This is a genomic window from uncultured Mailhella sp., from assembly GCF_944324575.1.
GTDB lineage: Bacteria > Desulfobacterota > Desulfovibrionia > Desulfovibrionales > Desulfovibrionaceae > Mailhella.
In genome coordinates, this window is sequence record NZ_CALUWV010000036.1 from 1 (window position 1) to 24,201 (window position 24,201).

Consider the following 24,201-nt stretch of genomic DNA (forward strand, 5'->3'; position numbering starts at 1 on the left):
TTGTGCCCACACGTTCTTTTCGGCCATTTGTCTCGCTGCCATTGTCATCTTTTATATTTAATGAGTCCTGAACCTAGTCATGGAAGTGTGATGCAGAAAGCGCGAGAGGTGCTGCGCGTTCTGAAAAGGCTCCGGCGCGCGAGATACAGCCGCAGGCTGAGCGAGACTCGGCGTGTCGTGCGGCACGCAAGGCGTTTGGGGCGGGACTGCCGGCAATGCGGCGGAAAAGACGCTTTTCTGCATTTTTTGCAACAGACGAGCGTTTAAACTCGAAAACCCGTCAGCCGCCGAAGCGGGAGACGGGATCGAGTCCTTGAAGGAAAGACCTTACTTGCCCAGCTTCTTGAGAAGGGTGCGCACGGTGTCGGACAGTTCAGCGCCCTTGCCGATCCAGGCCTGGAGCTTTTCGTTGTCGAGGCTCAGGGTGCCGGGGTTGGTGTTGGGGTTGTAGTAGCCCAGAAATTCCAGCGGACGGCCGTCGCGGCGGCTGTCACTGTTGATGGCCACGATGCGGTAGAAGGGACGCTTCTTGGAACCAGAGCGGGTCATTCTCACTTTAACGGACATATCTCACTCCTGATAGGATAGGCAGCGGGGCTACCTTTTTTTGTTTTTACGTTTCTGCTTGTCGCGTTTTTTCTTGGTAGCGGACTTTCCGCTGCCAGGCAATCCGGGCACACCGCCGGGCAGTCCCGGCATGCCGCCCATTCCCGGCAGGCCACCCATGCCGGGCAGACCACCTAAGCCCGGCATGCCGCCCATGCCTCCCAGCCGGTTCATCATGCCCTGGGGAATACGGGGCGCGTGACGGTTGGGCTGCATCATGGACTGCATCATTTTCTTCATCTGTTCGAACTGGCGCAGAAGCATGTTCACGTCCTGCACCTTTGTTCCCGAACCTTTGGCGATGCGGGCCCTGCGGCTGCCGTTGATGATATCGGGGTTGCGGCGTTCCTGACTGGTCATGGAGTTCAGGATGGCTTCCGTTCTGTTCAGCTCCTTTTCATGTCCGCTCATGTCGCCCAGCTTGCTGGCGAGTCCGCCGAGACCGGGAATCATTTTCATGAGCGATTCAAGAGAGCCCAGCTTGCGCATATGGCGCATCTGGGTACGGAAGTCCTCAAGATCGAACTTGGCCTTCTGCATCTTTTTGGCGAGGGCTTCGGCCTCTTCGGCTTCCATTTCGCTCTGCGCCTTTTCCAGCAGGGTGAGCACGTCGCCCATGCCGAGGATGCGGCCCGCAACACGGTCGGGATGGAACACTTCCATTTCGGAAAGCTTTTCGCCCATACCGACAAATTTGACCGGCGCGCCGGTGACCGACTTGATGGAGAGCGCCGCGCCGCCGCGGGCGTCGCCGTCCATTTTGGTGAGAACGACGCCCGTAATGCCGAGATGATCGTTGAACGATTCGGCGACGGTAACGGCGTCCTGACCGGTCATGGCGTCTGCCACGAACAGGATTTCCTGCGGATTCACGGCGCTTTTGATGGACACGAGCTCCTGCATGAGCGGTTCGTCCACGTGGAGGCGTCCGGCCGTGTCGAGAATGACCACGGTGCACTGTTTCGCCTTTGCGTCCTCTACGGCCGCACGGGCGATGTCCACCGGGTTCATGTCCGGCGTGGAATCAAAGCAGGGGATGTCGAGCTGCTTGGCCAGCGTGCGCAGCTGATCAATGGCGGCGGGGCGGTAGACGTCGGCAGGCACGAGATAGGGACGCATCTTCTGCTTGCGCAGCAGAAGGGCCAGCTTGCCCGAAGACGTGGTCTTGCCGGAACCCTGAAGGCCGACCATGAGAATGACGGCGGGCTGCGCACCCTGAAGCTTCAGCTCCGTGTCTTCTCCGCCGAGCAGCTTGACCAGTTCTTCGTGAACGACCTGAATCACCTGCTGCGCCGGAGTGACGCCCTTCATCACCTGAACGCCGAGCGCTGCCTCACGCACGCGATCCACGAATTCCTTGACGATCTTGAAGTTGACGTCGGCTTCAAGAAGCGCGAGTCGAACTTCGCGAAGAGCGTCCTGGATATTGGATTCCGTGAGCTGAGCGCGACCGCTGAGATTGCGGAACACGCCGGAGAGTCGGTCTGTCAGGCTTTCAAACATCGTCTTTCCTGTTCTTATGACTTGGAACTAAGAACCGTTACGCAACTTTTTCCTTCAAGTCAAGTCAAACGTGCCTCTGGCGTCTGTGTCGCCTTTGCCTTCCGCATCTTCTTCCACCTCTTGCCCTCGCGCGCCTGCGCGGGTATCCTGTGCACCTCTCAGGAAAACTGAACGTTCAGGAGCTGTCATGTCCGTCATCATGGGAACCGCCGGTCACATCGACCACGGAAAAACGTCGCTCATCAGGGCGCTTACTGGCATAGATTGCGACCGTCTCGGTGAAGAGAAGCGCCGCGGCATCACCATAGAGCTGGGCTTCGCCTACGCCGATCTTCCCGGCGGGGAGCGCATGGGCATTGTGGACATGCCGGGCCATGAAAAATTCGTGCGTACCATGGTGGCCGGGGCCTCCGGCATAGATTTCGTGCTGCTCGTCATTTCTGCCGACGAGGGCGTCATGCCGCAGACTCGTGAGCACCTGGAAATATGCACGCTGCTCGGCGTGAAGCACGGCATTGTGGCGCTCACCAAGACAGACATGGTCGATGCCGAAATGCTGGAGCTTGCGAAGGAGGACGTGCGGGAGTTTCTCACGGGCACCTTCCTTGAAGGTGCGCCCATTTTCCCCGTGTCCTCCGTGACCGGAGAGGGACTCGACGCTCTTCGCGCCGCCATGGTCGAGGAAAGCCGCCGTCAGCCGAGAAGGCGTTCCGATCTGTTCCGTCTGCCCGTAGACCGTGTGTTTTCCCTCAAGGGGCACGGCACCGTGGTTACGGGAACGCTCGTTTCCGGGTCAGCGAAGTGCGGTGACGAAGTGGAGCTTCTGCCGAGCGGAAAACTCTCGCATATCCGCAGCATTCAGAGCCACGGTCAGGCGCAGGAGGTGGCTGAGGCCGGTCACCGCATCTCTCTCAACCTGCACGGCCTCGGCGTGGAGGACATCAGCCGCGGCGACGTGGTTACCCATACAGGAACCATGAAGAACTCGAAGCGATGGATCGTGGAGCTGACCTGTCTCAAGTCCTCTCCCCGGGGGCTGCGTCATCGCGGCGAGGTGCATTTCCATCACAGCGCGAGGGAGCTTGCCGCACGTTTGTATTTTTATGACCGCGACCGTCTCGAGCCCGGCCAGTCCGCGCTTGCGGAAGTACATTTTTCCGAGCCCGTGGCCGGCATTTTCGGTGACCGATGCATCGTTCGGGCGTTCTCGCCCCTGCGTACCGTGGCCGGCGGTTCCATTTTATATCCGCTGGACGGTGCGCCGAGGCGCAGTCACATCGACGAAGACATGCAGGCGCGGCTCATGGCTCTGCCCGACTCCGACGAGCAGACGCGCATCGGCGTACAGCTCGAGCTCGCCGGACGCTTCGGGGCAACGCAGGCTGATCTTTCCATTCTGACCGATCTCAGCCGGAAGTCGCTGGAAAAGCATTTGCAGGCCATGTCCGGCAAGGGGAGCGTCTTCTGCTGGGACAAGGATACCCGCTGCTGGATTTCGTCCACCTGGCTGGACAGACTTCTTGACCGCGCTCTTGCCGCCACGGAGGCCTTTCATAAGAAGAATCCTCTGGAACACGGCATGGCCAAGGGCGTCATTCTTGCCGGCATGGGAGCCGGCGTGCCGCCCAAGCTGGCACATTTTGTCCTTGAGAAGCTCATCCGCTCGGGCAGACTTGTGGCCGAAGGCGAGCTTTTGCGTCTGCCGGAGCACAAGGTGTCTCTGGCCGACGATCAGCAGGCGCTCAAGGATGCGCTTTTGAAGGCCCACGAAGCCTCCCCCCTCATGCCGCCGAACCATACCGAGCTCTTTGCCGAGCTCGGCATCACGGCGCGTCAGGCCCAGCCCATATTCAAGCTGCTCGTTTCAGAAGGCTCGCTCGTGAAGATCAAGGAAGATCTCTATTATATTTCTGCCGTCATGGACGAGCTCAGGGAAAAGGTGCGGCAGTTCCTTCAGGATCACAACGAAATAACGCCCGGTGATTTTCGCGATATTTCCGGCATTTCACGAAAGAACGGCATTGCCCTGCTTGAGCACTTCGACAAGGAGCAGCTCACCATGCGCGTGGGCGACAAGCGGGTTCTTCGGGGCAGGAGCGCGTGACATGGCCCACGTCGTGGCGCTGGATTTTGAAACTGCCGACAAGTATGCCGACAGCGCGTGCGCCCTGGGGATGACCCGTATGGAAGAGGGGCAGGTGACGGCAAGCTGGTACAGTCTTATCCGTCCGCCGCGCCAGCAGGTGTACTTTACCGAAATTCACGGACTTACCTGGGAAATGCTGAAGGACAAGCCCACGTTCGCCGATCTGTGGCCGGACATACGGGCATTTCTCGGGGATGCTCGGCTTCTTGTTGCGCACAACGCAAGCTTTGACAGAAGAGTGCTCCTCGGATGCTGCCGGGCCTTCGGTCTGGAAGCGCCGAGTGTTCCCTTCGCGTGCACTGTCAAGGGCTCGAGACGTGGACTTCATCTTCCTCATCATCGTCTCAACGATGTGTGCGCATACCTCGGACTGGAGCTGGATCATCACAATGCGGCCTCCGACGCTCTGGCTGCCGCAAAAATCTATCTTCATCTCCGTTCTCTCGGCATGACGGACGAGGAAATGATGCTCAAGGGGTAAAAGCGTGTCTTACGTCTTGCCCGGAGCGGCAGGCCGGTCTATATTTGTTGAAAGCAAATACGTTGTGAGGTTGTCATGATTATTGAATGTCCTTCCTGCCGTTTCAGGCGTGACGTGCCCACGGCCTCCATACGGCCCGGAAAGAAATACAAGGTGACTTGTCCGCGCTGCTCCACCGTGTTTCATTTCTCCCTGCCGGAGGATGCGCAGTCTTCTTCCGACGAGCCGGAAAAAAACGTTGCGGCTGCTCAGAACCCGGGACAGAGCGTTCCCACGGCGGAGCCCAAGCCTGCGGTTCCGCATCTTTCCACGGAGCAGGAAGGAGATGATCCGCTTCCTCCCGGAGCCGAGATTCCGCAGTTCAACAGGGTTGAGCCTGCGGAGAAAAAGGACGAGACTCCTGCAGAGAGCCCGGAGAGTCCGCAGCGCCCGAAAAGCCTCTGGGAACGCTGGCAGAGCGTGCGCGAGCATGTGCGCCAGTATGACGAGGGGCAGGAGGAACCTGCTTCCCGTCACGATGGTCGCCCGGACGGCGCTCCCTGGGAAAGTCCGGAATACTATGGCTTCTGGGGCAGTTTTTCCCGTACGCTGCTCGGAGTGCTCTTCCATGCACCGGATTTCTTCCGGCATGTGCGCTGCAGCTTTTCGCTGGTCCGCCCCATTCTTTTTTACGTGCTTCTGAGTCTTTTCCAGATGCTTGCCTCACGTCTCTGGTCCATGAAGGCTCTGCAGGAGCTGACGAGCACGGCTACCGATCCGCAGACGCTGGCCATGGCCGAAGCGCTCATGAAAAGCATGAATCTGCCGCTCATGCTGCTGGTCACGCCGTTTTTCTCCATTTTTCAGGCGGTGATTCTGGCGGGACTTTATCATCTGATGATACGCATGGTGCAGCCGGATCGGGCGGACTTTTCCACCACGCTGCGCGTGGTGTGCTACAGTGCCGCGCCGCTCGTGTTCTGCATTGTGCCCATGGTGGGCAGTCTCATTGCGTCCGTCTGGTTCGTAGCGGCGGCCTTCATGGGCTGCAAGTTCGCGCTCAACCTTTCATGGTCGCGTACGGTGCTTGCTCTGCTGCCGCTCTATATTCTTGAGTTTGCACTGGTTTCCCAGATTCCCGCATTCATGGCGGGCATGTCCTGATTCCGCTTCGGAAACGGCCAGAGACGACGCCTCCGCATGAAAACAGAAAACGGGGTTCCGCATGACTGCGGAGCCCCGTTTTTTCGTGATGTTCCAGAGAGAAGTTTCCTGGTCCTCCCCTGTGCGTGCATGATCACTGTCGTTCTGCGGGAGGCGAATGTGCGTTGCGTCTTGTGTGTCTCTTGCTGGCGGGGGGTGATATCCTCCCCGTATTCGAAAAGAACTTTTTTGTGGTTTTTCTCCGGCGTGGTTACCGTGGGGAAGGGGGCAGAGTCCCGGCGTCATGCTGGTGGATCAGGCAAAAAATCCCAGCATTTTCAGGATGACAAGGCACGCGCCGAGTCCCAGGAGACAGGAAATCATGAGCACGAGCGAGGAAAGAAGTTTCATGGGGAGGACTCCCCGGAGCATGAATGCCCGTCTATTTCTTGTTTTCCCTGAGCGCGGCGCGGTAGTTGCGCACGGCCCGGTTATGGTCATTCAGGTTTTTGGAGAAGGTGTGCCCCCTGTCTCGCCCTGTGGCCACGAAATAGAGATAGTCGTGCTTTTCCGGGCTGATGGCGGCCTTGAGCGCTGAAGATCCGAACGAGCATATGGGGCCGGGCGGCAGGCCTGGATTCTGATAGGTGTTGTAGCGGTTGTTCGCGTTGTCCAGTTGACTGCGCAGAAGCGGTCCTTCAAAGCTGCGTCCCAGACCGTAGATGACTGTGGGGTCTGCCTGCAGCAACATGTTCTTTTCCAGTCTGTTGGCGTATACGCCTGCCACGCGGGCACGCTCTTCGGGTACGCTGGTTTCCTTTTCCACAATGGACGCCAGAGTAACGAGGCGCTTGAGCTCCTCCGTGGAGGGCCTTTTGCCGTTGGGCCACAGTTTGTCGGCCCTGCGCCAGAACATTTCCACAAGGCGGTTGGCCACGGCTTTTGCCGCGTCGCGGTTCAGTTCTCGCGGACGGGGCAGAAGATAGGTCTCGGGATAAAGAAAACCCTCTGCAGAGTCGAAGGGAATGCCCCAGTGACGAAGAAATTCCGGATCATGAATGACGGAGGTGAAATCCGCGGCCTTGCAGAATCCGCCATCCTCCACAAGTTCCGCCACGTCCCACCAGGCAAGTCCTTCGCGTATGGTCAGCCTGTAGAGCATGGCCTTGCCGGAGACCAGCATGTCCAGCACCGTTTCGGGAAGCCAGCCTGTGCTTACCAGAAATCGTCCGGCCTGAATATTCCGGCTTTTTTCCTTGTAGCGGACCAGCATCTGGAAGCGCCAGGCATCAGTGATCACCTCTTCCTTTTCCAGCATGGCGGCTACCTGCGCGAGCGTCATGCCGGGCTCGATGTCCACTATGAGGCTTTTGCCCGGATCCTGAGGCGGGGTGTCCAGAAAGTTGCGCGCGTCGCGCCATGCCCAGGTGCCTGCACCGAGGCAGACCATGAGCACGAAGACCATGAGCCACAGCAGCGGTCTCCGTCTGCGACGTGGAGCCTGCGGCTTTTTGTTCTGTCCTGCAGGAGTGTCTTCGGTTGAAGGCTCATCGGTCTTTTCGAATGCAGAACCGGTTATCGGACTGTCGTTGAGGGGGGTCTCGTTTTCTGTTTTTTCCGGAGTCATGCCCTCAGTCTCCTTTCTTCCGGCTGGTTCAGAAAGCTCTCGAGAATGAGCACGGCGGCCTGCTGGTCCACCACCTTTTTTACATCCCGAAAGCCCATGCCGAAGTCGTAGAGTTCATGTTCCGCAGCGGCGCTGCTCAGAGCTTCATTCATCCAGTATACGGGCAGCGTCGTGCGTCGCTTCAGGGATTCCACGAAATGGCGTACCTGCACGGTAGTGAGACATTCCGTTCCGTCGGTGTACAGGGGCAGTCCGACTACAATGGCGTCGGCCTGTTCCCTGTCCAGAAGTTCCAGGAGCTGGGCAAAAAAGGCAGCCTTGGTTTCCCTTTTCAGCGTACATCTGGGAAAGGCAAAGGCGCCGTCCATATCTGAAACGGCAATGCCCACCCGCTTGAGTCCGTAGTCTATGGCCAGATATTTCATGCTGTTACAGAGTCAGAGTGCCGGGGAAGACGATGTTGATGATCACCATGACCACGCTGGTGCATAAAAGTGCCCATACGCCGGCCAGCACATCGTCGATCATGATGCCCCAGCCGGAGGGAAGCCAGCTTTCCGAGGCATGTACGGGCCACGGCTTCAGGATGTCGAAAAAGCGGAAGAATAGAAACGGAACCAGGAGAAATACCACGTCTCTCCAGCCGGAAGCGGACGAAAAGCTGCTGAGGCAGAGCATGGTTACCCACTGACCGACAAGCTCGTCGATGACCACGCAGCCCGGGTCCTGACGATTCAGCAGCGTTTCTGCGCGGGAGGCGGCAAAGCCGCCGAGAATGAAAAGTACGAGCAGAAAAACGAGCCGCCAGGGAAGGGAGAGGGGAAGATAGAGACAAGGCGCGAGAATCGTCGCGAAAAAGGCTCCTGCCGTGCCCGGAGCCTTAGGCGCAAGTCCCGCGGGACCGAGACGGCAGAAATGCAGAATGATGGTATCAAAGGAGGTCATGAAAACTCCAGCAGGTCAAAGTTTGATTCAGGATAGAAGCTCCCGTCACTCTTGGCAAGGGGAGGAAGAACCGGCGACCGCAGGCGGGAAGGGAACGGAATATGTAAGACGGCATTCGCTCTCAACCTTTTTTCTTGTCATCCTTTGCCTGTGCTGATACGAAAGACGTGTGCCCGGGTGGCGAAACTGGTATACGCAAGGGACTTAAAATCCCTCGCCCGCAAGGGCTTGCGGGTTCGACCCCCGCACCGGGTACCATTTCAAATTATTCAAAAGCAAGGCCGTGTTTTTACACGGCTTTTTTTGTTGCTGAAAGAAGAAATCAGAAAATCCGCCTGTACCGTACGCTTGTACTGCTTCCCCTCGGCAGATTCTTATAAACCGGCACCGACATTTTGTTCATTTTTAGTTATGGAACTTTTCTTGTCGGAACTACGGAGTATGGAAATGTACCTTCAGCGCAGGACGGGCGGAGTCTATTATTTCAGAATGTCCATCCCGACCAGATTGACCGCCGCATACGAAAGACGGGAGAGCGTTTTTCTTTTGTTTTACGGACCGAGCCAGTGTCAGGCGGAGTGCCGGAATATACGCGGAAGAATAATTCTCTGCATTTGTTTTGCCGACATGATTGCAGAAAAAAGGTCGGCCGGAAAGAAAAGGGAGGAAAACGAACGATTGTTTTCCTCCCTTTACTCAATGCATGGTGACCGGAATCAGTTCTTCAGGCTGTGAATGGGGGCGGGAATACGGCCGCCGAGATTGATGAAGGCGGAAGCGTCGCCGGTGTTCACGGGGATGATCTTGGCCTGACCGAGAAGGCCGCCGAAGATGGCGGTTTCGCCCACGCCCTTGCCGGGCACGGGAATGACGCGCACGGCGGTGGTCTTGGTGTTGATCATGCCGATGGCCATTTCATCGGCGATGAGGCCGGAAATGGTGGTGGCCGGGGTGTCGCCGGGAATGGCGATCATGTCGAGGCCCACGGAACAGACGCTGGTCATGGCCTCGAGCTTTTCCATGGTGAGCGCGCCGCAGTTGGCTGCGGCTTCAATGCTCGAGTCTTCGGAAACGGGGATGAACGCGCCGGAAAGGCCGCCCACATGGGAGGAGGCGAACACGCCGCCCTTCTTCACGGCGTCGTTGAGCATGGCGAGCACGGCGGTGGAGCCGGGAGCGCCGATGGAGGAGAGGCCCACGCTCTGGAAGATTTCGCCCACGGAGTCGCCCACGGCGGGGGTGGGGGCGAGAGAAAGGTCGGCCACGCCGAAGGGAATGTTCATGCGTCCGGCCACTTCCTTGCCGATGAGCTCGCCCACGCGGGTCACCTTGTAGGCCGTGGACTTGATGACTTCGGCCACGTCGCTGAGCGTGAGATTCTCATGGGTTTCCTTGGCGCGGTCGATGGCCTTCTTCACCACGCCGGGGCCGGAAACGCCCACGTTGATGACCACGTCGGGCTCGCCGATGCCGAGATAGGCGCCGGCCATGAAGGGTACGTCCTGCGGAATGTTGGCGAACACCACGAGCTTGGCGCAGCCTATGCCGTCGCGGTCTCTGGTGGCGTCGGCCACCTTGACGATCTGACGGCCCATGAGCGCCACGGCGTCCATGTTGATGCCGGCCTTGGAGGATGCCACGTTGATGGAGGAGCATACGCGGTCGGTGGTGGCGAGGGCCTCGGGCAGGGAATCAATGAGCGCGCGGTCGCCGGGAGTCATGCCCTTTTCGACAAGGGCGCCGAAACCGCCGAGAAAGTCGACGCCCGCCTCCTTGGCGGCTTCGTCGAGCATCTGGCAGGCGCGCACCATCTGATCGGCATCGAAGCCCGCGCCGACGACGGCCATGGGACTGATGCTGATGCGCTTGTTCACCACGGGAATGCCGTATCTTGCGCCCACTTCGTTGCAGTGTTCCACGAGATGGGCGGCATATTTGGCTATTTTGGCGCGTACTTTGTAGGAGAACACGTCGAAGTCGTGACTGACGCAGTCGAAGAGGCTGATGCCGAGGGTGACGGTACGAACATCGAGATGTTCGTTGCGGAGCATGTTGATAGTGCTGAGCACTTCGCGTTCAGTAAGCATGGGGCAGACCTGTGATGCGGGTTAGACGATGGGTACGCGATGGATGGCTTCAAAGATGTTTTCGTGCTGGATGCTGATGGCGAGACCCACGCTGCGGGCCTTGGCCTGAAGCATCTGACGGAAGGCGTTGCGGTTGATGGAAAGCGGAAGCGCAACTTCAAAGACCAGCACGCATTCGTTGCTGTCCTCATCCATGCGGATGGCCTTGAGATTCTCGATGTTCACCTTCTGTTCGGCGAAGACTCCGGAGATCATGGCGATGATTTCCGGCCTGTCGGAGCCGTTGACCGTGACGACGAAGGGCTCGGTTTCTTCGGAGCTGGAGAAGGTATCCGTCTCGAAGGTGCGCGCCGCAACGGTGAGGTCCATGTGACGGGCTTCGAGGTTGAGACTGACCACGCGCTGAATGTCTTCCTCGGTGACGTTTTCCGGGGCGGATACAATGAATATGGATGCGAACTGACCTTTCAGAATGGTCTGGCTCAGTTCCTCAATGTTGCATTTTTCCTTGGACAGAGCGCTGGCAATGGCATAGACTACGCCGGGACAGTCGCGTCCGATGACAGAAATGACAATGTGATTCACGGTCGCCTCGATGCAAAAAGAGGGTTTGGGCCCGGCGTGAAAAGCCGCGCAGGGCCATGATCTCGGGAAATGCGAAAAGGATAGACGGGAACGGCGAGAACCGTCAAGCGATGTTTGGACTTCTGCGGTTTTTCAAAGATGTTAAAAATAAAGATAGAGGAGCTAGGAATATATCAACAATTATAGTGTTAATAATATATTATAATTCTGGAATACCAAGATATTTTAAATAATTAAATGTACCGTCGTAATATTCTTGTTTACGCGTAATATCGTTATTATTACCCTTAGGTATAAATATAACTAAACCTTGACGTGCACGAGTAAGAAGCACTCTATAGGCATTTTTTAAATATCGTCTTTTTTCTATAGAATGAATGTTGTTCCATTTTGATCCTTTAAAAGTATAATATTCCCATTTTCCATTATAAAAACGATAATCAGCATCCCATGCTATAAGTGCATAGTCAAGTTCTAGGCCTTGAATATCAAATTCAGTAACGACATCTTCGAGCATATAACTAGAACGAACATCATACTTGTCATTAAGAAACCAGTTTTCAATAGATATAGCATTTTTTACAAATATGCCGTCAGCCTTGAGTCGTAATCCTCCACTACTTGCAAGAAGGCCACAGCGTGTTGTTCCTTGGCATTGATTTTTTATCCAATCTTTTGCATGGTTTAAATCTCTAGTTAATACTATAGGGTAGTTGTTTTTTATATAAAAGTGATAGAGATTACGTGCTTCATTGATTTTAATATCAAGTATATATTTTATAAAATCTGATAAATATGGACTTCTAAAGGAACGTATTGATGTATTTAGATGTAAATTTTCTTTTTTTGATATATTTAAATTAGATATTATATCATTCCATGAACGTCCATACATATATTCATCATTACTAATGTGAGAAGAAATATAAATATTCCAATGAGAAAAACGACGACGTAAGGCGTCAAACCATTCTGGAAGGCCGGCCTCTCCTGTATTAATTTCTTGACCTCCACCAACAAGACAAAGAATAACTGCCCAGTCTTGATGCCTATCCATAGTGCTGATTAAAAATTCAGGTTCACTGTATGGAAAATATAAAATACCTTTTTTTGATGACATGAATTTTTGTATCATGTCATGAGTCCAAGCTCTTTGGGCTTCATCAAATATGGTAATGTGTTCTGGAGGAATGTTGTTATTTTCTACAAACGAATCACGATATTTATGAATAATTTGAATAAAAGAAGAAGCGCTTCTTAATGCATCAGATTTTGATAAGTAACGACCATAATTTTTTTCTTGTTTTACTTTGTCACGAGCAAGAGCCTCTTGTAGAACTGTTACAAGAGGAAAATTTCCAGAAAGATATACGGCATGTTCTCCTTGTCGTGCATTTGATCGTTGAATAGCAATATTTAAACCAATTAATGTTTTTCCAGCTCCAGGTACTCCAGTTATAAAGCAAATAGATTTTTTATGTTTTTCTTTACTAAAATTTATTATTTTATTAATTTCGTCAGTAGTAATAGTTAAGTTTTTTGCTCCAGCATCACTTCGTGTAATATCTGTAACATGATGTCCATAATATAATGCTTGAGCAGCTTCAATAATTGTAGGTGTTGGAAAATATTCGGAATTTTCCCATTCTATATAGTTGAAATTTTTTTCAATAAAATGCGATGATATGACATTAATTGCATTTTTTATATTTGAAGAGTTACAGCATATGGGGTTAATAATTTTATTATTTTCTTGTATTTTTATATTTTTATCTTCTGCATGTGTCGAAACAACAATTGGTACAATAAGTTTATTATGGCTTTCTTTTTGAAAATTACGCAAATCTAAAGCGTAATCATATACTTGATCTATTGATGAATTTTTATAATAAGTATCTCCACATTTAAATTCTAATATAAATATAATATTTTTATATATTAAGATAGTATCAACTCTTTTTCCCATCCTTGGAATAATGTACTCAAAAATAATCCTTCCTTCTTTTAAAGTATTTAATTGCTCTTTTAATATTTCTATTTCTAATTCCCATGCATATATCTGGTTTGATGTTACAGCATGAGATATATTATTAGATTGAATAATTCCAAGGATTTCTTGATTGGACTGATCTAAAAATTTTTTAATATCTTCAGAGTAGTAAGATACTAATTTTTTCATATCATTATGCTTGTAATCTGTTTTTAGCGTTTGTGGCTTCTCCGCCACTGCCAGGGGGGCGTCGGGTCGTCGTCCTTCCACAGACCGAGTTTTTCTTTTCGGGCCATGGCCTCTTCCACCTTCCAGGTCTTGCAGATGTCTCCTGTGCAGAAGTAATCGTACACCCATGCCATGCCTGCCTGTATCTGACGCTGATTTACGGAGCGTTCATCAATGCCGTTTCCCTCGACAAGGTACACGATGGCCACGGAGCGCTTGTAGTTGTCCAGGTACATGGTTTTCAGGCGCAGATCCTTGCCCTTGATGAGCGTTGTCAGGTGCTGGCGCGACTGTTTGCCGAAGCGCTGGGCGCTTTCCGGTGCATCAATGCCGTAAAGGCGCACGCGAACGATGCGGTTTTTTTCGTCCTTCAACTCGAAACTGTCACCGTCGGCGGCACGGACGAGGCGGTATTCTCTGTCGTCCGCCGCAGGAGTCGCTTTTCCGGCGGAAGCTGCGCGGAGGCTTTTGATCGCGCTTTTTGCGGCATCCGTCACATTTTTTTCAACGGACTGACTTTTTCTGGAGACGGCTTCCTGCGTGACCTGCCGGACGGCGTCTTCCGGTCTGTCCACGGAACCCACGTAGGCGGCCACCATGAGAAGCACGCACAGAATGGCGGCTTCCAGGCCGTAGCGACCGGAGCCCTTTCGTCTGCGGGGAAAGAAGGACTTACGCTTTTTCATCGGCAGGCGCGGCGTTTTGCAGAAGTTCTTTCAGCGCCGCCGCGATGCCGGAAACGTTGAGTCCCACGTCGGCGCGCAGTCGGCGAACCGGGCCATGGGGAATGAAGCGGTCGGGCAGTCCGAGGCGGCGGATTTTGAGATGTCCGAGGGCGTCGTGATCGGCAAGAAGTTCCAGAACGGCGGAGGAGAAACCGCCGAGACGACTGTTTTCTTCCACAATCAGCAGCGCGTCGTTTTGAAATGCAAGCTCGAGTATCTGCTTTTCCGGCAGAGGTTTTACCCAGCAGGCGTCGAACACGGAGGCGAGAAGGCCGGTTTTTTCCGCCGTCCAGAGCGAGGCTTCCACACTGGGAAAGGCGCGCTGTCCGGCGGCCAGTATGCATACCTTCGTATTGCCGCGCAGAAGAAGCTGGCCCTCGCCGGGATGAGGATAGTCTCCGGGATTCTGAAGAGCTCCCGCAAATCTGAGGCGCGATGCGTCGAGCTTGCGGCCGCTTCCGCGCGGATAGCGCAAAGCTATGGGCTTGTCCATGGAGAGAGCGATGGCAAGCGCTTTCTTGAGCGAAGCCTCGTCGCGGGGCGCGCCAAGCGTGATGTTGGGGACCACGCGCAGCCATGACAGATCGAACGCGCCATGATGCGTTGGACCGTCTTCGCCCACGAGACCGGCTCTGTCGAGACAGAAGGTGACGGGCAGATTCTGCAGGCAGACGTCGTGTATGATCTGATCGTAGGCACGCTGCATGAACGTGGAGTAGATGGCTACCACCGGATGAAAGCCGCGCGAGGCGAGTCCTGCGGCAAAGGTGACGGCGTGTTCTTCGCAGATGCCCACGTCGGCGAAGCGCTCCGGAAAGCGTTCATGGAAGAGCTGAAGGCCGGTACCGTCGGGCATGGCTGCCGTGATGGCAAATATTCCGGGATCCTTTTCGGCAAGGCGGCAGAGCTCCTCGCCGAAGGCATGACTGAATCCCGGGCCGGAAGGCTTCCAGCCTTTGGGCTGGGGAGGCACGTCTATTTCGTCGGCCACGGAAGCGGAAATGCCGTGAAAGTGCGAGGGATCGTTTTCGGCAGGGCCGTACCCCTTGCCCTTGAGCGTGCGTATGTGCAGAAGAACGGGCATGTCGAGCTGCTTGGCGGCTTCGAGATGCCGTTCGAGCTGGGCAATGTCGTGGCCGTTGATGGGGCCTATGTAGTTGAACTGGAAGGCCTCGAAGAGCATGCCCGGAGTAAAGAACGATTTGAAGCTGACTTCTCCCTTGCGGATGATGTCCACGATGGAATCGCCCTTGGGCAGGCGCGAAAGAACCCTGGCCACGTGCTGCTTGATGTGCATGACCGTGCTGTGGGACAGGTTGCGGCTGAGAAAGCGGGAGAGAGCCCCCGTATTCTCGGAAATGGACATCTTGTTGTCGTTGAGAATGACGATGAGCCTGTTGCCCATGCCTCCTGCCTGATTCAGTGCTTCAAGCGCCATGCCGCCGGAGAGCGCACCGTCGCCGATGACGGCGACCACGTGTTCCCTGCCGCCTCGAAGGTCGCGCGCGGCGGCCATGCCGAGGGCGGCGGAAATGGAGGTGGAGGCGTGCCCTACGCCGAAATAGTCGTAGGGACTTTCCGAGCGGTTGGGAAAACCGGAAAGTCCGCCGTAGCGGCGCAGCGTGTCGAAGCGGTCAGCCCTTCCCGTAAGCAGCTTCCAGGGGTAGCTTTGATGTCCCACGTCCCAGACAATGGGATCGCGTGCGGGATCGAAGCAGGAAAGCAGAGCTATGGTGAGTTCCACTACGCCGAGGGACGGGGCAAGATGTCCGCCGTTCTGTGTGACCACGCGGATGATGGTGTCCCGCAGCTCCTGTGCCAGTTCCTGCTTGAGGGAGAGGGAGAGCCCTGGGATGTCCTCGGGAAGACGCAGGCTGGAGAGCAGGGGCTTGTCGGTCATGGGAATCCTTGAGGAGATTAGTGCGTACGGTTGACGAGTTTGCGGGCGGTTTCGCGCAGAAATTCGGCATCGGGGCCGGAAAATACGCCGTTCAGTGCCTGTTCGGCGGCCTGACAGTGTCTGCGAGCCAGTTCTCGCGCTTTTTCCAGGCCGACGAGGGACGGCCAGGTGGCCTTGTCGCTTTCTGCGTCGTGGCGGACCTCTTTGCCTACTGTGGCCTCGTCGCCAACGACATCAAGTATATCATCGGTTATCTGAAACGCAATGCCCAATTCACTGCCGTAGCAACGCGCTGCATGACGTTCTTCCGGAGAGGCCTGCGCGAGCACTGCGCCGCATTCACAGGCGTTGAACAACAGAGCTCCGGTTTTTTTTTCATTGAGAATGCGCAGCTCTTCCAGAGAAAGTTTTTTCCCTTCTCCCTGCAGGTCCAGCATCTGCCCTCCGACCATGCCCGCGGCTCCGGCTGCGTCGGCCGTGAGCCGCACGGCTTCAAGCAGCGCATGCACGGGCACGTTTGCACGCGTCATCTGGCTGAAGGCGTTGGTCAGCAGCGCGTCGCCCGCAAGAATGGCCGTAGCCTCGTCGAAGGCCTTGTGGCAGGTGGGGCAGCCTCGGCGCAGATCGTCGTCATCCATGGCGGGCAGGTCATCGTGAATGAGCGAGTAGGTGTGTATCATTTCCAGACCGGCGGCAAAGGGCAGAACGGCCTCGGTTATTTCTTCGACCCGGTCCTTCGCACAGGCGCGGGCCACGGCAAGGCAGAGCACGGGGCGCAGTCTCTTGCCCCCGGCAAGAAGGCTGTAGCGCATGGCGTCGGACAGACGGGAAGGTATTTCCTTGTCGAGAAAGGCAGCGGAGAGGTACTGTTCCACTCTGCCGCGAAGATCTGCGGGCATATGTCCCCCTTGCATGATGAAAGCCGCCCCTGAGGGGCCGCCGGAACGCGTTCCGGCTCGGTTAATTGTCTTCTTCCTGGCTGCCGGCGTCAAAGGGCTCGGTGCCCGCTTCCGTGCAGAGACGTATGTCGTGACGTGCCTTTTCCAGTTGTTCACGACAGGCGGCGGCGTGGGCCAGGCCTTCCTTATACAGGGCCACGCTTTCTTCAAGCGGGCTGTCGCCGGTTTCCAGAGCGGTCACTATGGCCTGGAGCCGCGCCAGTCGTTCTTCAAAGGTGGGTTCTTTCTTTTTCATCGGGCACTCCGGTTTTTTCCGGCCGGTTGCTTGTTGTCGAAAATGCTGCGGGTAGGGCCGCCCACAAGATGCGGAGGGTCTGAGAAAAGGGGCATGACGTCCACAGCCGTGCCCTGAATCAGAAGACCGAGATGCAGATGCGGCCCGGTCACGCGCCCCGTGGAGCCGGAACGACCGATGACCTGTCCCCTTCTTACGCTCTGTCCGGGCGTGACGTCAAAGGCTGAGAGATGCGCGTATGTGCTCACGACGCCCTGTCCGTGATCGACGTATACAATATTGCCCCCGAAATACTGCGCTTCGGAGAGAATGACGGTTCCGTCGGCCACGGCGAGAACTTTTGCGCCTTCCGGACTGCGCATGTCCGTGCCCTTGTGCGGCGCACGGGGCTTGCCGTTGAACACGCGGCGACCTCCGAAGGGACTGGTCACTCCTCCGGGAACCGGCTTCAGCAGCGGCAGCGTCCAGCGCTTTTCCGTGCGTACGGCAAGCGCTTTCCGGCTGTGTTTCACGTCGCGGGCTATCTGTTCCTGTACCTCGCGGGGAGGTTCCACGTATTTTGGGGCCACCTTCAGAATGCTTTCGGGCCACGGCACGGATACGGCCGTCACCGAAACGGACTGCGTTTTTCCGTTGATCGTCAGCATGAGGGAATGCTGGCCCCGTGCGTCCAGCGGCATGGCCAGAAGCATTTCCGCCTTCCAGAGGTCGTCTGCTTCGCGCAGGGCCTGCACGCGGAAGCTCTCGCCGCGCCAGGCAAAGACCGCTTCAAAGGGCGCGGAGTCCGTGACGGCTGCCGGAAAGGCATGGCCCTGACTTACCTTGTCGGGCACGGAAATTTTTGCAGCTTCCGCATTTGCTGAAAGAGCGAAAATGAGCATGAGCGCGAGCAGAAGTCGTTTCATGAGACAATCCGTCCGGGTGGGGTGAAAAGGTAGGGGAAAATCATGACTGCCGGGCGTCGTCGGGCTCCGACGGCTCCGTGCCGGTCACGGTGCCGAAGATGCGCCCGTCGGCAAGCATGACGGAAATCGCTCGTCCCGGCGAGGTCTGCGTGACGGAACGCAGGAGCTTTCCCCGCTCGTCGCAGGCCATGGCGTAGCCCCGGTGCAGAGGGGCAAAGGGATCAAGCGCCTGGAGGCGCGCTTCCAGCCGCGTGAGTGCCTTCTCTTCCGCCATGCCCGTCATGCGTCCGAGGGGCAGAAGCGCCGCTTTTCGTCGTTCCACCTCGGCTTCGGCCCGTTGAAGACGGGCTTCTCCCGCGCCGGCAAGGCGCAGGGAAAGTCGTTCCAGCGTTGAAGCGAGAGCATCCATGCGGGAGGTCTGGGCGCGCAGTGCCGCCCTCAGGGTTTCCACGGTACGCGCGTCTTTTTCCACACGTTGTTCCAGACCGGCGCGCATGCGCCGCATCAGTGCATCCAGTCGTTCGTTCTGAGCCCGCATCCTTTCCGAGGGCGAGAGAAGAGAAAGCGCGCGGCGGGCGTGTTCGAGCCGGAGTGTCAGCGTGTTCATCCTGCGGGAGAGGCCCGTCTGAAGCGCCGTTTCCAGCCCGTCGACGTGCTGGGCGAGAACATGACGTTCCTGCCAGAGAATCTGGGCGGTGTGGCTCGGGGTGGCGGCGGAATAGTCGGCCGTGAAGTCAGTGATGCTGTGGTCGATTTCGTGGCCTATGCCCGCAAGCACGGGAATGGGACAGCGGTATACGGCCCGGGCTACGCGTTCGTCGTTGAAGGCCCAGAGATCCTGTACGGAACCGCCGCCACGGATGAGCACGACGACTTCGGCCCAGGCGTCGCGTCCGGCTTTGTCCAGCGCTTCCACGATGCGCGGGGGCGCGTCTTCTCCCTGCACGGGGACGGGATAGATGCGTATTTCCGAGCCGAGGCCTCGCGTCGAGCTTATGCGGATGAAGTCGCGTATGGCGGCTCCGCCGGGTGCGGTGATGACGGCGACCTTCCTGGGCTCGCGGGGAATGGACCTTTTTCTGGCCGCATCGAACAGCCCTTCGGCTGCGAGCCTGCGCTTGAGAGCTTCAAATTCCTGATGCCACAGACCGAGTCCTGCGGTCTGCGCGAGATCGACGATCATCTGATACTGGCCGCGCGCTCCGTAGACCGTAAGACGCCCGGCGCAGACGAGCGTCTGGCCGTTTTCCATGGTGCGTGCAAGGCTCGGTCGAGGTCCGTCTTCCCAGACTTCCCCGGTAAGCGGATCGAAGGCTTCGTCCTTCTGCTGCCGTTTGAACCAGACGCAGTTCAGCAGGCTGTCGTCTTCTTTCAGGGAAAAGTAGACATGGCCGGAAGAGGGGCGAGAGAGGTTGGTTACCTCGCCCTGCACCCAGACGTATGGAAAGCGGGCTTCCACGGTCTGGCGCAGTCGCTCCGTCACCTGTCGCACGCTGAGAATGGCGTCCATGTCTCGTCTCCGAAAAAATGTCCGTGTCGAAAAGTGCGGGAGAAAAACGCTTTCGGCGCGGAGGACGTGCGTCTGCGGCTTCAGAAAAGGGGAAAAGTTCTCTTCTTGGCGCATCCGCGGGATAAACGTGTCCGCCCCGGGCGTCTTCCCGTGAAGGAAGAAGCGCGGAGCGGAAAATGCCGCCGGGGCAGAGCCCCGGCGGCGTCATGTCAGCGCTTCCAGCATTCCAGCACGGACTGATACCAGGCGGGGAAGTCCTGCTCGAAGCTGTCGGCGGGAATGGTGGACTTTTCGCCGGTGCGGCGGTTCTTCACTTCCACCACGCCCTGAGCAAGGCCCTTGCCGCCCACGGTGATCTGGATGGGCAGACCGATGAGGTCGGCGTCCTTGAACTTCACGCCGGGGCGCTCCTCGCGGTCGTCGTACAGCGTTTCCATGCCGCGCGCGGTGAGGAAGGCGTCGATGGCGTCGCACTTGGCGGCCACGTCGGCGTTCTTCGGGTCGAGGCAGACGATGTGCGCGTCGAAGGGCGCGAGCTGCGGCGGGAACATGATGCCGTGCTCGTCGAAGTTCTGTTCGATGCAGGCGGCCACCACGCGGGATACGCCGATGCCGTAGCAGCCCATGATCATGAGCTTTTCCTTGCCGTTTTCGTCAAGGAACACGGCGTGCAGCGCTTCGCTGTACTTGGTGCCGAGCTTGAAGATGTGGCCCACCTCGATGCCGCGCTTGATTTCCAGCGGACGGCCGCAGCAGGGGCAGGGATCGCCGGCCACGGCGTTGCGCAGATCCGCCCATTCGATGGGCAGGGTGACGTCGCGCACGAGGCTCACGTGCCGCACATGGGCGTCGGCCTTGTTGGCTCCGGCAATCCAGTCGTTGGCGGCCATGAGTTCCTTGTCGGCGTAGATCTTTTCCACTCCGGCAAGTCCGACGGGACCGGCAAAGCCCACGGGCGCACCGGTCATGGCCTGCACCTGTTCGGGCGTGGCGAACTGGATGTCGTCGGCGTCGATGAGATGGGCGAGCTTGATTTCGTTGAGCTCGCGGTCGCCGCGCAGAAGCACGGCCACGGGCTTGCCGTCGGCCATGAAGAGCAGGGTCTTGATGAGCTTGTCCGCAGACACGCCGAGGAAGGCGCATACTTCCTCAATGGTGTGCTGGCCGGGCGTGGCCACTTCTTCCATGACGGGACAGGGCGTTTCGTCCTGCGTGAAGGTCGTGCTGATGGGGGCGCGCTCCACGTTGGCGGCCCAGGTGCACTCGGGCCAGTTGGTGCAGGCGGCAATGGCGTCTTCGCCGGTTTCGGCAAGAACCATGAACTCATGGGAGAAGTTACCGCCGATGGCGCCGGAGTCGGCTTCCACGGGACGGAAGTCGAGGCCCATGCTGCTGAATATCTTGTGATAGGCGTCCTTCATGGAAGCGTAGCTTCTGTTCGCGCCCTCGTCGTCCACGTCGAAGGAATAGCCGTCCTTCATGAGAAATTCGCGGCCGCGCATGAGGCCGAAGCGGGGACGCACCTCGTCGCGGAATTTGGTCTGAATCTGATACAGGTTCAGGGGAAGCTGGCGGTAGGACTTCACTTCGCCGCGCAGAAGGTCGGTCATGACCTCTTCATGGGTGGGGCCGAGGCAGTAGTCGCGGTCGTGCCTGTCCTGAAAGCGCAGAAGCTCCTTGCCGTACTTCTTCCAGCGGCCGGATTCCTGCCACAGTTCGGCGGGCTGCACCATGGGAAGCAGCACTTCAATGGCTCCGGCGGCGTTCATTTCGCGGCGGACGATGTCCTTGGCCTTTTCCAGGGTGCGGAGGCCGAGCGGCAGCCAGGTGTAGATGCCGCTCGTGAGCTTGCGAATCATGCCCGCGCGCACCAGCAGCTTGTGGCTGATGACTTCGGCGTCGGCGGGGGCTTCCTTCAGGGTGGGGATGTAGTAACGGCTCCAGCGCATAGAGGATCCTTCAGTCGTTAGGGGTAAGAAGTTTGTCGAGTTCTTCAAGAAAGGCCGCAAGCAGCGCTTCCTGACCGTTCACGGAACGCAGGATTCTGCCCTTGCGGAAAATGACGCCCTTGTCGCGTCCGCCGGCCAGACCGATGTCGGCCTCGCGGGCTTCTCCCGGCCCGTTGACCACGCAGCCCATGACGGCGATCTTGAGACGGCTTTTTGCGGCTGCGGGGTGGGTCTGCACGTATTCCTCGACCTTTTCGGCCATGCCGATGAGGTCTATTTCCGTGCGGCCGCAGGTGGGGCAGGACACGATTTCCGGTCCGCGGCTGCGAAGGCCCGTGGCCCGCAGAATTTCCCAGGCCACGGCCACTTCCCGCACGGGGTCGGCCGTGAGAGAGACGCGTATGGTATCGCCTATGCCCTCAAAAAGCAAAAGGCCGAGTCCCACCGCGGATTTTACCGTGCCGCGCATGGGCGTGCCCGCCTCGGTGACGCCGAGATGCAGGGGATAGTCCGCCCGCTCCGCCATGAGGCGGTAGGAGGCTATGGTGTCGGGCACGGAGGAGGACTTGAGGGACACCTTGATGTCGTAGAAACCGCGTTTTTCCAGCATGCGAACGTGGGAGAGCGCGCTTTCCACCAGTGCTTCGGGCGTGGGACCTCCGTAGCGTTCGAGGAGATCCTTTTCCACGGAACCGCTGTTCACGCCCACGCGTATGACGGCGCCGTTTGCCTTTGCGGCCGCGGCAAGGCTGTCCACGGGCCCTTCGCCGCCGATGTTGCCGGGATTGATGCGCAGTCCCCTGAGCCCTGCGTCGAGCGCGGCAAGCGCCAGGCGGTAGTCGAAGTGAATGTCGGCCACGAGGGGCACGGGCGAGCGGTCGGCGATGGTTCTGAGCGCGGAGGCTGCCTTTTCGTCGGGCACGGCGAGGCGCACCACCTCGCAGCCTGCGGCGCAGAGCCTTTGAATCTGTTCCAGCGTGGCCTCGGCGTCGCGCGTGTCGGTATTGGTCATGCTCTGCACCACGACGGGCGCGCCGCCGCCGATGAGCACGTTGCCGAGCTTGAGCTGCCTGGTGTGATTTCTGTGGGGAGCGTTCATGATTTCTCCTTGAAGGCGCGCAGATGGTGTAGCGCGTCCCAGGTATAGATGACAAGAGCCAGCCATATGACGGGGAAGGATATCATGTCGGAAGGCTTCATGCTTTCGCCGAGCACGGTGATGGCCAGAAGAAAGGATATGGAAGGGCTGACGTACTGGAGTATGCCTATGGAGGCCAGGGTGACGCGGCGCGCGGCATAGCCGAACATGAGAAGAGGCAGGCCCGTGAAGGCGATGGTGCTCACGAGCAGCACGGGTCTGAGCGGACCGTATCCCACGATGCCGAAGCCTTCTTCCGTGAATCCGAGCCAGAGAAGCGCGGCGGGCATGAGCATGAGCGCCTGCACGAACAGGCTGGGAGCCGAAGCCATGCGCAGGGTTTTCTGCACATAGCCGTACAGGGCGAAGGAGAGCGCAAGGATGAAGCCTATCCAGGGAATGTGCCCGTAGGCGATGATGCTGGCCGCCACGCCCACGAAGGCCAGAGCGATGGCCGCAGCCTGCGGGCGCGAGAGCGTTTCGCCGAGGAAAAGCCGCCCCATGAGCACGTTGAGAAGAGGCGTGATGAAGTAGCCGAGCGAGGATTCCACGATGCGGCCGCTCGTGACGGCCAGCAGATACACGCTCCAGTTGAGGCCGAGCAGAAGCGCGGCGGCGAAGAGAGGCAGCAGCAGTTTTTTGTTTTCGAGCGCCGTTCTGACGGCATGGAACTGGCGGCTTGCCGCGAGCACGAGCCCGAGGAAGACCACGGTCCATATCATGCGGTGCGCCATGATGGAAATGGGATTCAGACCGCCGAGCAGCGGCCAGAAAAGCACGGCGACGCCCCAGAGCAGATGGGCGAAAAGTCCCGCTCCGGTGCCGGCGCAGGAACCGGAACATTCTTTGGGCAGAAGGGAGGGCAGGTGTGGATGCATCATGGCGGAGAGGGAGAGCTGACGCCCGGAAGGAAGAAGACGCTCCGCGCGGCGGCTGCGGCTTCTCTGCAGTCAGCAAGTCCGCTCTCCCGTGTGAAGGCGGAAGAGCGGACTGCAAGAGACAAGGACTGTTGCCCGCAGAAGCGGGCGGAAGACTGCTCCATCAGGAAACCGGCGTCATGCGGAAGTCCGGACGGAAAGGCAGAGGTCTTCGGGCTGCGCGCTAGCGGTTGAAGGAGCGGGCGTAGAGCTCCACGATGGCGCGGCGGCCCTTGGCTTCGAGGAAGCGGGTGCCGGTGGCGGTGAAGCGGGAATGCTTGATGATGGGATCTTCCTTCTTCACCCAGTCGTCGTTGATCCAGCGGAACCAGGCGTCGCGCTTCTGGTCGAAGACCAGGAGAGGCTTGTTGCACAGCTTGGCGAATTCGGCGCCCCAGCCCGTGCCGCCCTTGACGGTCTTGTCGTCCTGAATTTCACCGACGACCAGCACTTCGCTGCCGCTGCTCACCTGCCAGCAGATGGACTGGAGGACCTTGCGGAACAGGGGAGCGCGGGTGTACTCGCGGCCCATGAGGCGGGAAACATAGGTCATGCTGACGTCCTTGAGCGCCAGTTCGTCCTGAGTGAGCACGCGAACGCCGCGCGTGCGCTCTATCTGATGGCCTTCAAAGCTGTAGTTGAC

General features: G+C 57.6%; 21 protein-coding genes and 1 tRNA gene. 4 read left to right on the forward strand and 18 right to left on the reverse strand.

The features are described 5' to 3' along the window. Positions 1–327: 327 nt before the first annotated feature. Both rpsP and ffh read right to left on the reverse strand, forming a co-directional pair. Positions 328–567 carry a 30S ribosomal protein S16 gene (gene rpsP, locus Q0J81_RS06045; RefSeq protein WP_294446581.1) on the reverse strand — a complete coding sequence of 80 codons (240 nt, stop codon included), beginning with the start codon at positions 565–567 and terminating at the stop codon, positions 328–330. Between the two features lie 30 nt (positions 568–597). Then, positions 598–2,109, reverse strand: coding sequence for a signal recognition particle protein (gene ffh / locus Q0J81_RS06050; RefSeq protein WP_294446582.1), 1,512 nt, complete (start codon positions 2,107–2,109; stop codon positions 598–600). A 187-nt stretch (positions 2,110–2,296) separates the two neighbouring features. Here ffh and selB point away from each other — a divergent pair, with 187 nt between their 5' ends. From selB to Q0J81_RS06065, 3 genes are all read left to right on the forward strand, one after another. Then, positions 2,297–4,213, forward strand: coding sequence for a selenocysteine-specific translation elongation factor (selB, locus tag Q0J81_RS06055; protein WP_294446583.1), 1,917 nt, complete (start codon positions 2,297–2,299; stop codon positions 4,211–4,213). A 1-nt stretch (position 4,214) separates the two neighbouring features. Then, complete coding sequence (locus Q0J81_RS06060; protein WP_294446585.1) at positions 4,215–4,736, forward strand: 3'-5' exonuclease; 522 nt, start codon at positions 4,215–4,217, stop codon at positions 4,734–4,736. Positions 4,737–4,811: 75 nt separating this feature from the next. After that, on the forward strand, positions 4,812–5,879 hold the full coding sequence (locus Q0J81_RS06065) for a YIP1 family protein (protein WP_294446587.1): 1,068 nt from the start codon (positions 4,812–4,814) through the stop codon (positions 5,877–5,879). Positions 5,880–6,300: 421 nt separating this feature from the next. Here Q0J81_RS06065 and mltG read toward each other — a convergent pair whose 3' ends face one another. From mltG to Q0J81_RS06080, 3 genes are read right to left on the reverse strand one after another with little or no spacing between them, the layout of a single operon-like run. After that, on the reverse strand, positions 6,301–7,485 hold the full coding sequence (gene mltG, locus Q0J81_RS06070) for an endolytic transglycosylase MltG (RefSeq protein ID WP_294446588.1): 1,185 nt from the start codon (positions 7,483–7,485) through the stop codon (positions 6,301–6,303). Beyond that, positions 7,482–7,910, reverse strand: a complete 429-nt coding sequence (gene ruvX / locus Q0J81_RS06075; RefSeq protein ID WP_294446589.1) for a Holliday junction resolvase RuvX — start codon at positions 7,908–7,910, stop codon at positions 7,482–7,484. Before ruvX ends, mltG begins: the two co-directional genes overlap by 4 nt. Before the next feature lie 4 nt (positions 7,911–7,914). Further along, complete coding sequence (locus tag Q0J81_RS06080; protein ID WP_294446590.1) at positions 7,915–8,430, reverse strand: phosphatidylglycerophosphatase A; 516 nt, start codon at positions 8,428–8,430, stop codon at positions 7,915–7,917. A 171-nt stretch (positions 8,431–8,601) separates the two neighbouring features. On the opposite strand from Q0J81_RS06080, the gene Q0J81_RS06085 reads away from it, so the two are divergent. Next, positions 8,602–8,688, forward strand: a tRNA-Leu gene (locus Q0J81_RS06085). Positions 8,689–9,146: 458 nt separating this feature from the next. Here the strand turns inward: Q0J81_RS06085 and Q0J81_RS06090 are convergent. The 13 genes from Q0J81_RS06090 to Q0J81_RS06150 all read right to left on the reverse strand — a co-directional run. After that, the gene (locus Q0J81_RS06090; RefSeq protein ID WP_294446591.1) at positions 9,147–10,517 is read right to left on the reverse strand and encodes a PFL family protein; all 1,371 of its coding nucleotides are present in this window, start codon (positions 10,515–10,517) and stop codon (positions 9,147–9,149) included. Between the two features lie 21 nt (positions 10,518–10,538). Continuing rightward, a complete protein-coding gene (locus Q0J81_RS06095) occupies positions 10,539–11,102 on the reverse strand; it encodes an ACT domain-containing protein (RefSeq protein ID WP_294446592.1) in 564 nt (187 codons plus the stop codon). A 199-nt stretch (positions 11,103–11,301) separates the two neighbouring features. Continuing rightward, positions 11,302–13,281, reverse strand: a complete 1,980-nt coding sequence (locus Q0J81_RS06100; protein WP_294446593.1) for a DUF2075 domain-containing protein — start codon at positions 13,279–13,281, stop codon at positions 11,302–11,304. A 23-nt stretch (positions 13,282–13,304) separates the two neighbouring features. Further along, entirely contained in the window at positions 13,305–14,006 is a 702-nt protein-coding gene (locus Q0J81_RS06105; protein ID WP_294446594.1) for a thermonuclease family protein, read from the reverse strand. Beyond that, a complete protein-coding gene (gene dxs, locus Q0J81_RS06110) occupies positions 13,993–15,945 on the reverse strand; it encodes a 1-deoxy-D-xylulose-5-phosphate synthase (RefSeq protein ID WP_294446595.1) in 1,953 nt (650 codons plus the stop codon). The genes Q0J81_RS06105 and dxs overlap by 14 nt, the downstream gene beginning before the upstream one ends. 17 nt (positions 15,946–15,962) lie before the next feature. Next, a complete protein-coding gene (locus Q0J81_RS06115) occupies positions 15,963–16,844 on the reverse strand; it encodes a polyprenyl synthetase family protein (protein WP_294446596.1) in 882 nt (293 codons plus the stop codon). Between the two features lie 61 nt (positions 16,845–16,905). Further along, positions 16,906–17,139 (reverse strand): exodeoxyribonuclease VII small subunit, encoded by a 234-nt coding sequence (xseB, locus tag Q0J81_RS06120; protein WP_294446597.1) that lies wholly within the window; start codon positions 17,137–17,139, stop codon positions 16,906–16,908. Then, positions 17,136–18,044, reverse strand: a complete 909-nt coding sequence (locus tag Q0J81_RS06125; RefSeq protein WP_294446598.1) for a M23 family metallopeptidase — start codon at positions 18,042–18,044, stop codon at positions 17,136–17,138. The genes xseB and Q0J81_RS06125 overlap by 4 nt, the downstream gene beginning before the upstream one ends. Before the next feature lie 40 nt (positions 18,045–18,084). Beyond that, on the reverse strand, positions 18,085–19,554 hold the full coding sequence (gene xseA, locus Q0J81_RS06130; protein WP_294446600.1) for an exodeoxyribonuclease VII large subunit: 1,470 nt from the start codon (positions 19,552–19,554) through the stop codon (positions 18,085–18,087). Positions 19,555–19,763: 209 nt separating this feature from the next. Continuing rightward, entirely contained in the window at positions 19,764–21,503 is a 1,740-nt protein-coding gene (locus tag Q0J81_RS06135; protein WP_294446601.1) for a proline--tRNA ligase, read from the reverse strand. A 10-nt stretch (positions 21,504–21,513) separates the two neighbouring features. Then, entirely contained in the window at positions 21,514–22,602 is a 1,089-nt protein-coding gene (gene ispG, locus Q0J81_RS06140) for a flavodoxin-dependent (E)-4-hydroxy-3-methylbut-2-enyl-diphosphate synthase (RefSeq protein WP_294446602.1), read from the reverse strand. Then, positions 22,599–23,522 (reverse strand): EamA family transporter RarD, encoded by a 924-nt coding sequence (rarD, locus tag Q0J81_RS06145; RefSeq protein WP_294446603.1) that lies wholly within the window; start codon positions 23,520–23,522, stop codon positions 22,599–22,601. Before rarD ends, ispG begins: the two co-directional genes overlap by 4 nt. Positions 23,523–23,742: 220 nt before the next feature. Beyond that, positions 23,743–24,201 (reverse strand): hypothetical protein (locus Q0J81_RS06150; protein WP_294446604.1); only part of this gene is annotated, 459 nt, incomplete at its 5' end.

Coding starts and splice junctions, on each gene's coding strand:
- xseB (WP_294446597.1), bottom strand. CDS start 17,139: ATGAAAAAGAAAGAACCCACCTTTGAAGAACGACTGGCGCGGCTCCAG.
- Q0J81_RS06065 (WP_294446587.1), top strand. CDS start 4,812: ATGATTATTGAATGTCCTTCCTGCCGTTTCAGGCGTGACGTGCCCACG.
- Q0J81_RS06090 (WP_294446591.1), bottom strand. CDS start 10,517: ATGCTTACTGAACGCGAAGTGCTCAGCACTATCAACATGCTCCGCAAC.
- xseA (WP_294446600.1), bottom strand. CDS start 19,554: ATGGACGCCATTCTCAGCGTGCGACAGGTGACGGAGCGACTGCGCCAG.
- Q0J81_RS06080 (WP_294446590.1), bottom strand. CDS start 8,430: ATGACCTCCTTTGATACCATCATTCTGCATTTCTGCCGTCTCGGTCCC.
- selB (WP_294446583.1), top strand. CDS start 2,297: ATGTCCGTCATCATGGGAACCGCCGGTCACATCGACCACGGAAAAACG.
- Q0J81_RS06060 (WP_294446585.1), top strand. CDS start 4,215: ATGGCCCACGTCGTGGCGCTGGATTTTGAAACTGCCGACAAGTATGCC.
- Q0J81_RS06115 (WP_294446596.1), bottom strand. CDS start 16,844: ATGCCCGCAGATCTTCGCGGCAGAGTGGAACAGTACCTCTCCGCTGCC.
- rarD (WP_294446603.1), bottom strand. CDS start 23,522: ATGATGCATCCACACCTGCCCTCCCTTCTGCCCAAAGAATGTTCCGGT.
- rpsP (WP_294446581.1), bottom strand. CDS start 567: ATGTCCGTTAAAGTGAGAATGACCCGCTCTGGTTCCAAGAAGCGTCCC.
- Q0J81_RS06105 (WP_294446594.1), bottom strand. CDS start 14,006: ATGAAAAAGCGTAAGTCCTTCTTTCCCCGCAGACGAAAGGGCTCCGGT.
- Q0J81_RS06125 (WP_294446598.1), bottom strand. CDS start 18,044: ATGAAACGACTTCTGCTCGCGCTCATGCTCATTTTCGCTCTTTCAGCA.
- dxs (WP_294446595.1), bottom strand. CDS start 15,945: ATGACCGACAAGCCCCTGCTCTCCAGCCTGCGTCTTCCCGAGGACATC.
- Q0J81_RS06135 (WP_294446601.1), bottom strand. CDS start 21,503: ATGCGCTGGAGCCGTTACTACATCCCCACCCTGAAGGAAGCCCCCGCC.
- Q0J81_RS06100 (WP_294446593.1), bottom strand. CDS start 13,281: ATGAAAAAATTAGTATCTTACTACTCTGAAGATATTAAAAAATTTTTA.
- ffh (WP_294446582.1), bottom strand. CDS start 2,109: ATGTTTGAAAGCCTGACAGACCGACTCTCCGGCGTGTTCCGCAATCTC.
- ispG (WP_294446602.1), bottom strand. CDS start 22,602: ATGAACGCTCCCCACAGAAATCACACCAGGCAGCTCAAGCTCGGCAAC.
- ruvX (WP_294446589.1), bottom strand. CDS start 7,910: ATGAAATATCTGGCCATAGACTACGGACTCAAGCGGGTGGGCATTGCC.
- mltG (WP_294446588.1), bottom strand. CDS start 7,485: ATGACTCCGGAAAAAACAGAAAACGAGACCCCCCTCAACGACAGTCCG.